General features: G+C 66.5%; 11 protein-coding genes. 10 read left to right on the forward strand and 1 reads right to left on the reverse strand.

Going from position 1 to position 13,305, the window contains the following annotated elements:
• Window positions 1-39: 39 nt before the first annotated feature.
• From AB4Z37_RS18395 to AB4Z37_RS18405, 3 genes are all read left to right on the forward strand, one after another.
• On the forward strand, window positions 40-1,614 hold the full coding sequence (locus AB4Z37_RS18395) for a sugar ABC transporter ATP-binding protein (RefSeq protein WP_441518182.1): 1,575 nt from the start codon (window positions 40-42) through the stop codon (window positions 1,612-1,614).
• Complete coding sequence (locus AB4Z37_RS18400; RefSeq protein ID WP_441518183.1) at window positions 1,611-2,609, forward strand: ABC transporter permease; 999 nt, start codon at window positions 1,611-1,613, stop codon at window positions 2,607-2,609. Before AB4Z37_RS18395 ends, AB4Z37_RS18400 begins: the two co-directional genes overlap by 4 nt.
• Window positions 2,610-2,707: 98 nt before the next feature.
• Window positions 2,708-3,865, forward strand: coding sequence for a substrate-binding domain-containing protein (locus AB4Z37_RS18405; RefSeq protein ID WP_441518184.1), 1,158 nt, complete (start codon window positions 2,708-2,710; stop codon window positions 3,863-3,865).
• A gap of 98 nt (window positions 3,866-3,963) precedes the next feature.
• Here AB4Z37_RS18405 and AB4Z37_RS18410 read toward each other — a convergent pair whose 3' ends face one another.
• Window positions 3,964-4,767, reverse strand: a complete 804-nt coding sequence (locus AB4Z37_RS18410) for a DeoR/GlpR family DNA-binding transcription regulator (protein ID WP_441518185.1) — start codon at window positions 4,765-4,767, stop codon at window positions 3,964-3,966.
• Window positions 4,768-5,097: 330 nt separating this feature from the next.
• Between AB4Z37_RS18410 and deoC the strand changes: the two genes are divergently transcribed.
• From deoC to AB4Z37_RS18445, 7 genes are all read left to right on the forward strand, one after another.
• On the forward strand, window positions 5,098-6,015 hold the full coding sequence (gene deoC / locus AB4Z37_RS18415; protein WP_441518245.1) for a deoxyribose-phosphate aldolase: 918 nt from the start codon (window positions 5,098-5,100) through the stop codon (window positions 6,013-6,015).
• A 10-nt stretch (window positions 6,016-6,025) separates the two neighbouring features.
• The gene (locus tag AB4Z37_RS18420) at window positions 6,026-8,410 is read left to right on the forward strand and encodes an aldehyde dehydrogenase family protein (RefSeq protein ID WP_441518186.1); all 2,385 of its coding nucleotides are present in this window, start codon (window positions 6,026-6,028) and stop codon (window positions 8,408-8,410) included.
• Window positions 8,411-8,490: 80 nt separating this feature from the next.
• Window positions 8,491-8,946 (forward strand): RbsD/FucU family protein, encoded by a 456-nt coding sequence (locus AB4Z37_RS18425; RefSeq protein ID WP_441518187.1) that lies wholly within the window; start codon window positions 8,491-8,493, stop codon window positions 8,944-8,946.
• Window positions 8,947-8,948: 2 nt separating this feature from the next.
• Complete coding sequence (locus AB4Z37_RS18430) at window positions 8,949-9,884, forward strand: ribokinase (RefSeq protein ID WP_441518188.1); 936 nt, start codon at window positions 8,949-8,951, stop codon at window positions 9,882-9,884.
• On the forward strand, window positions 9,881-10,756 hold the full coding sequence (locus AB4Z37_RS18435; protein WP_441518189.1) for a carbohydrate ABC transporter permease: 876 nt from the start codon (window positions 9,881-9,883) through the stop codon (window positions 10,754-10,756). The genes AB4Z37_RS18430 and AB4Z37_RS18435 overlap by 4 nt, the downstream gene beginning before the upstream one ends.
• Complete coding sequence (locus AB4Z37_RS18440) at window positions 10,753-11,790, forward strand: carbohydrate ABC transporter permease (RefSeq protein ID WP_441518190.1); 1,038 nt, start codon at window positions 10,753-10,755, stop codon at window positions 11,788-11,790. Before AB4Z37_RS18435 ends, AB4Z37_RS18440 begins: the two co-directional genes overlap by 4 nt.
• Before the next feature lie 29 nt (window positions 11,791-11,819).
• Complete coding sequence (locus AB4Z37_RS18445) at window positions 11,820-13,280, forward strand: extracellular solute-binding protein (RefSeq protein WP_441518191.1); 1,461 nt, start codon at window positions 11,820-11,822, stop codon at window positions 13,278-13,280.
• Window positions 13,281-13,305: the final 25 nt, after the last annotated feature.

Genomic DNA, 13,305 nt, shown 5'->3' on the forward strand with positions numbered 1-13,305 from the left:
GTTACAATAGTCCCAATGGCGAAAGCCGAGGGGGGAAACATGAATCAGCCGCGCCCGGCAGCGACCGAGGGCCGGCCGTCAGCGCCGCTCGTCAGGGTCGAAGGCATCACCAAGAGCTTTGGCGGCGCACGGGCGTTGCGCGGCGTCAGCCTCGAAGTGCTCCCCGGCGAGGTCCACGCCCTGCTCGGCGAGAACGGCGCGGGGAAGTCCACCCTCATCAAGATTCTCAGCGGCGTTCACAGCGCCGACGGCGGCACCATCGACATCGCCGGCCGGCGCGCGGAGTTCGACAGTCCCTCGCAGTCGCGCGAAGCGGGCATCGCCGTCGTCTACCAGGATCTCAGCCTGGTGGAGTCCTTGAGTGTCGCCGACAACCTGATGCTCGGCCGCGAACCACGCAACCGCTTCGGCTTCCTGCGTAAGACGCAACTGATGGCGGAGGCCGAAACGTTCCTGAAACGGCTCGGCATTCCGCTCGACCCGCGGGCCAATGTCGGTACGCTGCCGTTCGCCTACCGACAGATGACGGAAATCGCCAAGGCGCTGATGGGCGATGTCCGCCTGCTCATTCTCGACGAGCCGACCTCGTCGCTGACCGGCGACGAGGTGCAGATCCTGTTCGACGCGATCGGCAAGGTGACCAGCCGCGGCGTCGGCGTGATCTATGTGACCCATCGGCTCGACGAAGTGTTCGAGATCTCGCAGCGGGTGACGGTGTTCCGCGACGGCAGCAATGCCGGCACCTTCGTCACCGCCGAGACCGACATGAAGCGCCTAGTGTCGGCGATCATCGGGCCCGGCCACGCCGCGCCGACGGCTGTCGCCGGACAAACGGCGTCGGCGCCGAGCGGCACACCAGCGCTCGCGCTGTCCCGTGTTGGCAACGACCGGCTGCGCGCGCTCGACCTGACGGTCTTCAAGGGTGAAATTCACGGTCTCGCGGGCCTGATCGGCAGCGGACGCACCGAAATCCTGGAGACCATCTTCGGCTTGCGCCGCGCCAACAGCGGCACAATCACGATCGATGGCAAGTCACGATCACCCGGCAGCCCGGCCGAAGCGATCGCCCATGGCGTCGCCCTGGTGCCCGAGGACCGCCATGTCCAGGGGCTGGTTCTCGAGCATTCGATCGAGCGCAACGTCACGCTGGCACGGCTGGCCCGCCTCTCGCGCTGGGGATGGATGCGGCAACGCGCAGCGATGGAAGGCGCTGAGGCCGCCGTCCGCAAGCTCGCGGTGAAGGCACAGGGCGCATCGAGCCTGGTCCGGACGCTCTCCGGCGGCAACCAGCAGAAGGTCGTGTTCGCCAAGTGGAACAATCCACGCCCGCAGGTGCTGCTGCTCGACGAGCCCACCGTCGGCGTCGATGTCGGCGCACGCGAAGAAATCTATGGCGTGATCCGCAAGGCGGCACAGGACGGAACCGGCGTGCTGGTGGTGTCCTCCGATCTCACCGAATTGCTGCTGCTCTGCGACCGCATCTCCATCGTCGTCGAAGGCGGCATCGTCCGCACCCTCGTCCGTGGCGAGGTCAGCGACGCCGAGGAGCTGCACCACCTGCTGCAGCGCTCTCAGACCGACTACGAACGCTTAGCCCACGAGTTGCCCGCATGACCGATCTCGACGTGCCCCGCATCGCCGCGTCCTTTACGCCTGCCCGATCGGAACAGCCGCGCAGGCTGCTGCAGACCCTGCTGCGCGGCGAGCAGCCCTACATGCTCTATATCGCGTTCGCGATCCTGCTGGTCGTCTTCAGCCTGGCCTCGCCGTGGTTCCTGTCGGTCGACAACTTCCTGAACATCGGCCGGCAGACCACACTGGTGTCGATCGTCGCCGTCGGCATGACCTTCGTGATCATCGCACGCCAGATCGACCTCTCGGTCGCGTCCACGCTGGCGCTGTCCGGCATGGCCGCGGCGCTGGCGATGGCCCATATCGGCAACCACTGGATCGTGGGCGCCCTTGCCGGGCTGGGCACCGGCGCGCTGGTCGGCCTCGTCAACGGTATCCTGACGACGCAGCTCGCGATCCCCTCGTTCCTGGTGACGCTCGGCTCCTTGAGCATGGCGCGCGGCCTCGCCATGATGGTCACCAACACCAAGCCAGTCATCATCACCAACGAGACCTATTTCCTGATTTTCGGTGAAGGCTCGTTTCTCGGCATGCCGGCGCCGATCGCCTGGACGCTGGGCGCCATCATCGTTGGCATCCTGCTCCTGCATTTCAACGTGTTCGGCCGGCGCATCTATGCCGCGGGCGGCAACCCGACCGCGGCGCTCTATTCCGGCATCCACATCAAGCGCGTGGCGACGCTCGCCTTCGTGCTCACCGGCACGTTGGCCGGCCTCGCCGCGCTGGTGCTGTCGGCGCGGTCGCATGCGGCGCGGCCCGACGTGGTGCAGGGCATGGAGCTCGACGTCATCGCCTCGGTGATTCTCGGCGGCTGCAGCCTGTTCGGCGGACGGGGTTTCATTCTCGGCACCCTGCTCGGCAGTCTGATCATCGGCACCCTCAACAACGGCCTCGTGCTGCTCGGCGTTAGCTCGCCGCTGCAGCTCGTCATCAAGGGCGCGATCATCGTCGCCGCCGTCGCCTTCACCAAACGCTGAGCGAGATTGGACGCCGCACGACCACCGTCGTGCGGTGTCGAGGGGCAAGGCCGCCAGCCTCAGTAAACAGGCGACCACAACGACAACGGGAGGACATCATGCGAAAGCCGGGACTGAGACAGAAGACATTGCTGACAGCGATCCTGACGGCGGCATCGACCGCCGCGATCGCGACATCCGCCCTTGCCGGCGTTCCCGACAGCTGCGTCAAGGGCGTCGACCTTGCCACGCTCGGGCCGAAATCGATCGTCGGCCAGGGGCCGCATGGCGAAAAGGCCGCTTCGCCCGATGTGCTCGCGCTCTCGGACGCCGACATCGCCAAGATCAAGGCCGGCAACTTCAAGGTCGGCATCTCCATGCAGACGGTCAACCTCGACTGGTCGCAGCTCCAGATCCAGGGCATCACCGACACGTTGAAGAAGTACGGCGTCACCGTCACCGGCGTCGCGTCCGCCGAGTACCAGGTCGACAAGCAGATCGCCGACATCGAGAACACCATCCAGCAGCATCCTGACGGCATCATCTCGATCCCGGTCGACTTTACCGCCACCGCTCCGACCTACAAGAAGGTATCCAAGGCCGGCATCAAGCTGGTGCTGATGGACAGCATCCCGACCGGGCTGAAGCATCCGGAGGAATACGCCGCGATGATCTCCGCCGACAGCCAGGGCAATGGCCAGATCGCCGCGCAGATCCTCGCGTCCTGCGTGCCGCAGGGCGCGACCATCGGCCTCGTCAATTTCGGCGTCGACTACTTCAGCACCAACGAGCGCACCAAGGGCGTCAGCGAGTGGATGAAGAAGAACCGGCCGGACATCAAGATGAAGCAGGTCGACTTCACCGACCCGCCGAAGGTGTCGCAGATCGCCGGCGACTTCCTCACCGGCAATCCCGACATCAAGGGCCTGTTCGCGGTGTGGGATCAGCCGGCGCTGGACACGCTGAGCTCGATGCGCGCACAGGGCATCGACGTCCCCGTCACCACCGTCGATCTCGGCCTGCAGTCGGCGATCGAGATCGCCAAGGGCGGCCCGCTGAAGGCGACCGGCTCGCAGCGGCCCTATGACCAGGGCGTCGCCGAGGCGCTGGCGATGATGAATGCGCTGCTCGGCAAGCCGACGCCGGCGTGGGTCGGCGTGCAGTCGCTGCCTGTGGTGCAGTCGAACGTGCTGGAATCCTACAAGACCGTGTTCAAGAAGGACCCGCCGAAGGAGCTGACTGACGCCTGCAGCAAGGCCAAGCCGGCCTGCAACTGATCATGGGCCAGGACGCAGGGCCCGGCTGTGCTGGGCCCTGCGGCGTCATGTAATACGGTGCGAGACGCGCAGGGATCGCGACGGACAAGCCCGCCTCGTCAGGCAGTCTTTGTCACATAATCCACCGGCAGCGCCTTGAACTGCTTGCGCAGATCGCTCGTCGCCGAACCGCCGACGATAATCCGCGAAAACGCATCGAGATCGGCAAACGACGCCGGCTTGAGGCTGCCGAGCTTGCTGGCGTCGACCACCAGGATGCTCTCCATCGCGGTCGCGATGACAGCCTGCTTGACCGCGACCTCGTGAAAGTTGGAGCAGCTCGCGCCGCGGAGCGGATGTACGCCGCCGGCGGAGATGAACGCCTTGTTGATGCCGAGCCGCCGCAGATATGACAGGCCCTCTTCCGACGAGAACGACTGCGATGACGGATGGTAGAGCCCGCCCATCATCATCAGCTGGGTTGCCGGCCGCCGGGCGACGATGGTCGCAACGTTCAGCGAATAGCAGATCACCGACAGCGGCAGGTCATCAGGCAGGCACTCCGCGAGCGACTGCATGGTCGTGCCGCAGTCGATGAAGACAGTCTCGCCTTCCCTGATCGATGCCGCCGCGGCGCGGCAGGCGAGCCGCTTGTCCTGGGTGTGCTGATCGATCTCCTGCTCGAGCGTGTACTTGATACCGGTCGGCGAAGCGGCGTTCACGACATAGCCGCCGAGACAGGCGAGCACCGCATCGGATGCAGCGAGATCACGACGCACCGTCATTTCCGAAACATTGAGCAACTCGGCGGCGTCCTTGAGATGCAGTGCGCCACTTGTCTCGACCGCCCGACGAAGACGTTGCAGGCGCTGCGCGCGTGTTTCACTCGGGCGCGCATTCGGAATCTCAGCCATCTTGCTCATGAATCCTGCTTACCCCGTTGACAACGGTCTTACAATGATGTGATGATCGAAACAACAAAATGTTAGAATAATAACAAACGCGCCACGGTTGCCGGCACCCGATCATGCATCGAGAGGGCGCGAGCATCGTTGGCCTGTGCGGGGAGGCACGTGTGCGGCCATCGCGACCGTCATCGTCTGACGGAGCCCTCGATTCCCTTGCATGCGTGTAGCGTTTCAATGTCGAGCAGTGCCTTGATCCCAGAACCATCCACTGTACCTTTCCGCAGCCGCGACCGGGCGCACGCGCCGACCGCGGCATTCCCGCGCAACGACGGCTGCGCGCTCGAGATGGATTGGGTGGATGACATCCGCATCAATCTCTCGGCCGCCGAGCGCCGTGTCGCGACCCTGCCCGGCCGACGCACGGTGAAGAACGACGCCCAGGCCGCATGGCTGCTGAAAGCCATTGCCTGCATTGATCTCACCACACTCAATGGCGACGACACCACTGAGCGGGTGAAGCGGCTGTGCGCCAAGGCGAAAACCCCCGTGCGCGCCGACATCCTCGCTGCGCTGGGCTTTGCCGGCCGCGCCGTGCACACCGGCGCCGTCTGCGTCTACCACCGCTTCGTCGCCACTGCGGTCGAGGCGCTCGAAGGCTCCGGCATTCCGGTCGCCGCCGTCTCCACCGGCTTTCCCGCCGGCCTCGTGCCGCATGATCTCAAGCTCAAGGAGATCGAGGCGTCCGTCAACGACGGCGCGGCCGAGATCGACATCGTCATCACCCGCGAGCACGTGCTGACCGGCAACTGGCAGGCGCTCTATCAGGAGGTGCGCGACTTTCGCGCCGCCTGCGGCGCGGCGCATCTCAAGGCCATCCTCGCCACCGGCGACCTCAAGACGTTGCGCAATGTCGCCAAGGCCTCGATGGTCTGCATGATGGCCGGCGCCGACTTCATCAAGACCTCCACCGGCAAGGAGGGCGTCAACGCCACACTGCCGGTGACACTGGCGATGCTGCGCATGATCCGGCTGTATCAGGACCACACCGGCTTCAAGATCGGCTTCAAGCCGGCCGGCGGCATCTCTACCGCGAAGGACGTCCTCAACTACCAGTTCCTGATGAAGGAGGAACTTGGGCGCGACTGGCTCGAGCCGGACCTGTTCCGGATCGGCGCTTCCAGCCTGCTCGCCGATATCGAACGGCAGCTCGAGCATCATGTCACCGGCCGCTACTCGGCCTTCAACCGTCACCCCCTGGCATGAGACGCGGCCGATGAGCGTTGCACACTACTACGAGACCATGGACTATGGCCCCGCCCCCGAGGCGGACGGCGAAGCGCGCGCCTGGCTGAAACGGCATGACGCGATATTCGGCCATTTCATCGACGGCGCCTTCGTGACGCCGCGCGGCGGCAGGCACCTCACCACCTCCGAACCCGCCACCGGCAAGCCGCTCGCGAAAATAGCCGAGGGCTCTGATGCCGACGTCGATGCCGCCGTCGCCGCCGCACGTAAGGCCCAGCCGCAGTGGGCGAAGCTTGGCGGCCATGGCCGCGCCCGCCATCTCTACGCCCTGTCGCGCATGTTGCAGCGACACGCCCGGCTGTTCGCCGTGCTGGAAGCGCTCGACAACGGCAAGCCAATCCGCGAGACGCGCGACCTCGACGTGCCGCTCGCCGCGCGCCACTTCCTGCACCATGCCGGCTGGGCACAGCTGCAGGACCGCGAGCTCGCAGACCAGGTGCCGCTTGGCGTGGTCGGCCAGATCATCCCCTGGAATTTTCCGCTGCTGATGCTGGCCTGGAAGATCGCGCCGGCGCTCGCGGTCGGCAACACGGTGGTGCTCAAGCCCGCCGAATTCACCTCGCTGACGGCACTGCTGTTCGCCGAGCTCGCCGCGCAAGCCGGCCTGCCGCCGGGCGTCCTCAATGTCGTCACCGGCGACGGCACGACCGGCGCGGCGCTGGTCGCGCATCCCGGTGTCGACAAGATCGCATTCACCGGCTCGACCGAGGTCGGCCGCCTCATCCGCCAGGCCACCGCCGGCACCGGCAAGTCACTGACACTGGAGCTCGGCGGCAAGTCGCCGTTCATCGTGTTCGACGACGCCGACATCGACGGCTCCATCGAGGGCGTGGTCGACGCCATCTGGTTCAACCAGGGCCAGGTGTGCTGCGCCGGCTCACGCCTGCTCGTGCACGAAGGCATCGCCGAAGATTTCCGCAAACGCCTCGTTCGCCGCATGGAGACGCTGCGCGTCGGCCCGCCGCTCGACAAGGCCATCGACATGGGCGCCGTGGTCGCCCCCGTCCAGCTCGAGCGCATCAAGGCGCTGGTCGAAACCGGCGTGAAAGAGGGCGCGCGGAAGTACCAGGCCGCGACGGCGCTGCCTGCGGACGGCTGCTTCTACCTGCCGACGCTGCTGTGGAACGTGCAGCCGTCGTCGACGGTGGCGATCGAGGAGATCTTCGGCCCGGTGCTGGTGGCCATGACCTTCCGTACGCCGGACGAAGCGGTCGCACTCGCCAACAACACGCGCTATGGCCTCGCCGCCAGTGTGTGGAGCGAGACCATCGGCCTTGCGCTCGATATTGCGCCGAAGCTGCAGGCCGGCGTGGTCTGGATCAACGCCACCAACCTGTTCGACGCCGCGGTCGGCTTCGGCGGCTATCGCGAATCCGGCTTCGGCCGCGAGGGCGGCCGCGAAGGCATCACCGAATATCTCAAGCCCGCGGCCTGGGCCGGACGCAAGCCGCGGCCCGAGCCGGCGGCGCTGTCGCAGGCGACCGACGAGGCTGGCTTCGGCGTGCCGGCGCTCGACCGCACGGCCAAACTATTCGTCGGCGGCAAGCAGGTGCGTCCCGACGGCAATTATTCCCGCGCCGTGCTGTCGGCCAAGGGCAGGCCCCTTGGCGAGGTCGGCGAGGGCAACCGCAAGGACATCCGCAACGCCGTCGCCGCCGCCCGCGCCGCCGAAGGCTGGGCCAAAGCCACGACCCACAACCGCGCGCAGATCCTCTATTACCTCGCCGAAAATCTGTCCGCGCGCCACGACGAGTTTGCCGCCCGCATCGCCACCATGACCGGCATGACGGGGGCGAAGGCGAAGGCCGAGGTCGACGCCAGCATCCGGCGGCTGTTCAGCTACGGCGCATGGGCCGACAAGTATGACGGCGCAGTCCACACCCCGCCGCTGCGCGGTGTCGCGCTCGCCATGCGCGAGCCGATCGGCGTCGTCGGCGTCGCCTGCCCGGACGAGGCCCCGCTGCTCGCCTTCATCAGCCTGGTGGCGCCGCTGATCGCCATGGGCAACCGGGTCGTCGCGATCCCGAGCGAACGCCACCCGCTGGCGGCGACCGACCTCTACCAGGTGCTGGAGACCTCAGACGTGCCGGCTGGCGTCGTCAACATCGTCACCGGCGGCCGTAATGCTCTCGTAAAAGTCCTGGCCGAACATGACGACGTCGACGCGCTGTGGGTGTTCGGCTCGAAGGAGGCCTCCGCCACGGCGGAGAAGCTGTCGATCGGCAATCTCAAGCGCACGCTGGTCGATCACGGCCTTGCGCTCGACTGGACCGACGCCCGTGCCAGCGAGGGCGAGATCCTGCTGCGCCATGCCGTGCAAGTGAAGAACATCTGGATCCCCTACGGCGACTAGGGGATCTCACCGACGGCGATCCCAACCCGGGCCCCGAGAGCCCGGGATGATCGCCGGGACGACGACGAACAGGAGGACACATGCTCAAGGCCATCGATCCGCTGCTCAATGCCGACGTGCTCTACGCCCTGCGCGCCATGGGCCACGGCGACCGTCTGGTGATCTGCGACACCAATTTCCCGGCCGACTCGATCGCGCGCCAGACCGTGCTCGGACGCCTCCTGCGCATCGACAATGTCAGCGCCGCCCGCGCCACCGCCGCGGTGCTGTCGGTGATGCCGCTCGACACCTTCGTCGACGACGCCGCGATCCGCATGGAGATCGTCGGCCAGCCCCTCGAAGTGCCGCCGGTTCAGCAGGAAGTCCAGGCCGCAGTCAACAGCGCCGAGGGTCGCTCCTGGCCGCTGGTCGGCGTCGAGCGCCACGCCTTCTATGACAAAGCCAAGGGCGCCTACTGCGTCATCGCCACCGGCGAGCGACGGTTCTACGGCTGCTTCCTGTTCACCAAGGGCGTGATCCCGCCGACAGGAGAATGACCATGAGCGGTAACGGCGTCGCCATTCTCGGCATCTTCGTGGCGGACCTCGCGTTCCGCGCCAGCGCCATGCCCGCGATCGGCGAGACCATCGCCGGCTCCGGCTTCGCCATGGGGCCGGGCGGCAAGGGCTCGAACCAGGCGGTAGCCGCCGCGCGCGCCGGCGCCGACGTCACCTTCATCTCCCGCATCGGCGGCGACACCTTCGGCGAGCTCGCGCTCAAGACCTGGAAGGCCGAAGGCATCGCGCCCCGCGTCACGCAGGTCGACACTGCGCCGACCGGCACCGCCTTCATCTATGTCCACGAGACGCGCGGCGACAACGCCATCATCGTGGTGTCGGGCGCCGCCGGTGACATCGATGAGACCGATGTCGATGCGGCGGCGGACGTCATTCGCGGCAGCCGCGTCTTCGTCACCCAGCTCGAGCAGCCGGTGGCGGCCGCCCGCCGCGGGCTTCAGACCGCGCGCCGCGCCGGGTGCATCACCATCTTCAACCCGGCGCCGGCCGCCAAATTCGACGACGACCTGTTCGGCCTCAGCGACTACATCGTGCCGAACGAGAGTGAGGCCGAGGCGCTCACCGGCGTCACCGTGAGCGACTTGTCCGCCGCGCGCCGCGCCGGCGACATCCTGCTTGCGCGCGGCGCCGGCACGGCGCTGATCACCCTCGGCGAGCGCGGCTCGCTGTTCCACACCCGCGACCTCTCCGTGCATGTGCCGCCCTTCGCCGCCGGCAAGGTGGTGGAGACCGCCGGCGCCGGCGATGCGTTCGTCGGCGGCTTCGCCGCGGCGCTGGCCGGCGGCGCCGAGCCGCTCGCGGCGGCGCGGTTCGGTTCGGCGACCGCGGGGATTTCCGTGACCCGGCCCGGCACCGCACCGGCCATGCCGCGGCGCTCGGAGATCGAGGCCTTGATGCAGGAGCACGCCCCGTCGTGATGCGGAACGATCCGATCAAGCACGTCTTCATCTGGCCGGCCGTCCTGGTCGTGCTGGCGATCTCGATCTTTCCGCTGATCTATTCGCTGACGACGAGCTTTCTCAGCTACCGCCTGATCCCGCCGCTGCCGCCGCGCGTGGTCTGGCTCGGCAACTATGGAACGCTGCTGCAGGAACCGCGGTTCTGGAACGCGATCCTGACCACGACGCTGATCGCCGTCATCTCCGTCGGCCTGCAATATGTCATCGGCTTTGCGGTGGCGCTGGCGCTCAATGCCCGCGTGCCTGGCGAACGGCTGTTCCGCGTCGCCTTCCTGCTGCCGATGCTGCTGGCGCCCGTCGCCGTCGCGCTGGTGGCGCGCATGATGTTCAACCCGACCATGGGGCCGCTCAACCAGCTCCTGACCCAGTTCGGCCTCGCCAACCTGCCTTTCCTCACCAACGGGCGCTGGGCGCTCGCGTGCATCATCGCGGTCGAGATCTGGCAGTGGACGCCGTTCGTGATCCTGATGCTGCTCGCCGGCCTGCAGACGCTGCCCGAGGACGTCTACGAGGCGGCGGCGCTGGAGAACGCCAGCGGCTGGCAGCAGTTCTGGGGCATCACCTTCCCGATGATGCTGCCGATCTCCGCCGCCGTCGTCTTCATCCGTCTGATCGAAAGCTACAAGATCATGGACACGGTGTTCGTCATGACCGGCGGCGGCCCCGGCGTCGACACCGAGACGCTGACGCTGTTCGCCTATCAGGAGGGCTTCAAGAAGTTCAACCTCGGCTACACGTCGGCGCTGAGCTTCCTGTTCCTGATCGTGATCACCATCATCGGCGTCACCTATCTCGCGTTGCTGCGGCCCCATCTGGAGAAGCGGCGATGAGCGCGCCTTCCCTCACCGGTCTGTCGGGCCGCGCCCGCTGGCTGGTCGCACTGGGCTGCGCCGTATGGTGCGCCATCACCATCTTCCCGCTGTACTGGGTGGTCGTGACGGCGTTCAAGGCGCCGCCCGGGGTCGTCGGCGGGCCGACCTACCTGCCGTTCATCGACTTCACGCCGACGCTGCAACCCTTCATCGATCTCTATCAGGGCATCCGCGGCGAATTCTTCCGCACCTTTCTCAACTCGACCATCGTCGGCCTGTCCGCGGCGCTGATCGCGACCGCGATCGGCGCGATGGCGGCCTACGCCCTGGTGCGCTTCGAGTTCAAGGTGCGCCTCGGCGCCGGCCTCGTCTTCCTCGCCCTGGCGCTCGGCGGCTACCTGCTGTTCAACGCCACGCTCGGCCTGACGCGGCCACAGGCGCTGCTGCTGGCATTCCCGATCGCGCTGGTCGTCGCCATCGCGGCCAACCGCGCAGCGCTGCCTGGCCCGATCCTCGGCAACGAGGACATCCTGTTCTGGTTCGTCAGCCAGCGCATGTTCCCGCCGATCGTCACCGCGTTCGCGCTCTACCTGCTGTACAGCGAGATCGGCCGCATGGGCTTCCAGCTCATCGACAGCTATGTCGGCCTGACGCTGTGCTATGTCGCGTTCTCGCTGCCGATCGTGGTCTGGCTGATGCGCGACTTCTTCGAGGCGCTGCCGATCGAGGTCGAGGAAGCGGCAATGGTCGACAATGTGCCGACCTGGCGAATCTTCGTCGGCATCGTCGTGCCGATGTCGATGAATGGCCTGCTGGCGACCTTCATGATCACCCTCGCCTTCGTCTGGAACGAATTCCTGTTCGCGCTGTTCCTGACCAACTCCAGATGGCAGACGCTGCCGATCCTGGTCGCGGGCCAGAACAGCCAGCGCGGTGACGAGTGGTGGGCGATTTCGGCCGCGGCGCTGGTCGCCATCGTGCCGATGATGATCATGGCGGCCCTGCTCGGCCGCATGATGCGTTCCGGCCTCATGCTCGGGGCCATCAAGTAGAAACAACAAAGTGAAGGGGAGAAGACACCATGTTGAGACGAACATTTCTGATGCTCGCGACATCCCTGGCCACCGCCGGTGCCGTCAGCCACGCCCAGGCGGCCTGCAGCCCGGACTATACCGGGGTCACGCTGACGGTGGCCTCGCAGACCGGTCCCTACATCGCCTCCGCGCTCAAGCTCGGCGCCGATGAATGGAGCAAGAAGACCTGCGGCAAGGTCAATGTCGTCGAATTCCCGTGGTCGGAGCTCTATCCGAAGATCGCGACCTCGCTCACGTCAGGCGACGCCACCTTCGACCTCGTCAGCTTCGCTCCGGCATGGCTGCCAGACTTCGTGCCTTATCTCAGCGAGATGCCCAAGGACATGCAGTCCGGCAAGGACTGGGACGACGTCGAGCCGGCGTATCGCGAGCGGCTGATGGTGTGGGAAGGCAAGATCTACTCGCAGTCCATGGACGGCGACGTCCACACCTACACTTACCGCAAGGACTTGTTCGACGATCCCAAGGAGAAGGACGCCTTCAAGGCCAAGTACGGCTATGACCTCGCGCCGCCCAAGACCTGGAAGCAGTATCTCGATATCGCCGAGTTCTTCCAGCGCCCGGACAAGGGCATGTGGGGCACGGCGGAAGCGTTCCGCCGCGGCGGCCAGCAGTTCTGGTTCTTCTTCAGCCACGCGGCCGCCTACGCCAACAACCCGAACTATCCCGGCGCGATGTTCTTCGACCCGGAGACCATGGACGCTGAGATCAACAACCCGGGCTGGGTCAAGGGCCTGGAAGAGTACATCCGCGCCTCCAAGCTCGGGCCTCCAAATGCGCTGAACTTCTCGTTCGGCGAGGTCAACGCGGCGGTCGCCGGCGGCCAGGTGGCCGAGTCGATCGGCTGGGGTGACACCGGTGTCATCGCCGCCGATCCCAAGCAGTCGAAGATCTCGGGCAAGGTCGGCTCCGCGGTGCTGCCGGGCTCGGACGAAATCTGGAACGCCAAGACCAAGACCTGGGACAAGTTCCCGCAAGTGCTGCCCGCGCCCTTCATGGCATTCGGCGGCTGGCAGATCGCGGTGCCGAAGGCCGGCAAGAATCAGAAGGCGGCCTGGGATTTCGTCAAGACGCTGACCAGCCCTGAAGTCTCCGGCCAGGCCGCGATCACCGGCGGCACCGGCGTCAACCCCTACCGCAAGTCGCACACCGCCAATCTCGAGCTGTGGAGCAAGATCTTCACGCCGGTCGAGGCCAAGGAATATCTTGGCGCGCAATCGGACTCGATCAACGGCAAGAATGTCGCGCTCGACATGCGCTTGCCCGGCTATTTCTCCTACACTGAGGTGGTGGAGATCGAGCTCGGCAAGGCGCTCGCCGGCCAGACCACCCCGAAGGCCGCGCTCGATGCGGTGGCGAAGGAGTGGAACCGCCTGACCGACGAATTCGGCCGCGCCAAGCAGCTCGCCGCCTACCGCGCAGCAATGGGCCTGCCGCCGAAGAACTGATCTACGATCAGAACTGCCCGGGTGG

Origin of the sequence: Bradyrhizobium sp. 2TAF24, assembly GCF_052115025.1 — a bacterium.
In the GTDB taxonomy this organism is placed as follows: domain Bacteria; phylum Pseudomonadota; class Alphaproteobacteria; order Rhizobiales; family Xanthobacteraceae; genus Bradyrhizobium_A.

Coding starts and splice junctions, on each gene's coding strand:
- AB4Z37_RS18395 (WP_441518182.1), top strand. CDS start 40: ATGAATCAGCCGCGCCCGGCAGCGACCGAGGGCCGGCCGTCAGCGCCG.
- AB4Z37_RS18400 (WP_441518183.1), top strand. CDS start 1,611: ATGACCGATCTCGACGTGCCCCGCATCGCCGCGTCCTTTACGCCTGCC.
- AB4Z37_RS18405 (WP_441518184.1), top strand. CDS start 2,708: ATGCGAAAGCCGGGACTGAGACAGAAGACATTGCTGACAGCGATCCTG.
- AB4Z37_RS18410 (WP_441518185.1), bottom strand. CDS start 4,767: ATGAGCAAGATGGCTGAGATTCCGAATGCGCGCCCGAGTGAAACACGC.
- deoC (WP_441518245.1), top strand. CDS start 5,098: ATGGATTGGGTGGATGACATCCGCATCAATCTCTCGGCCGCCGAGCGC.
- AB4Z37_RS18420 (WP_441518186.1), top strand. CDS start 6,026: ATGAGCGTTGCACACTACTACGAGACCATGGACTATGGCCCCGCCCCC.
- AB4Z37_RS18425 (WP_441518187.1), top strand. CDS start 8,491: ATGCTCAAGGCCATCGATCCGCTGCTCAATGCCGACGTGCTCTACGCC.
- AB4Z37_RS18430 (WP_441518188.1), top strand. CDS start 8,949: ATGAGCGGTAACGGCGTCGCCATTCTCGGCATCTTCGTGGCGGACCTC.
- AB4Z37_RS18440 (WP_441518190.1), top strand. CDS start 10,753: ATGAGCGCGCCTTCCCTCACCGGTCTGTCGGGCCGCGCCCGCTGGCTG.
- AB4Z37_RS18445 (WP_441518191.1), top strand. CDS start 11,820: ATGTTGAGACGAACATTTCTGATGCTCGCGACATCCCTGGCCACCGCC.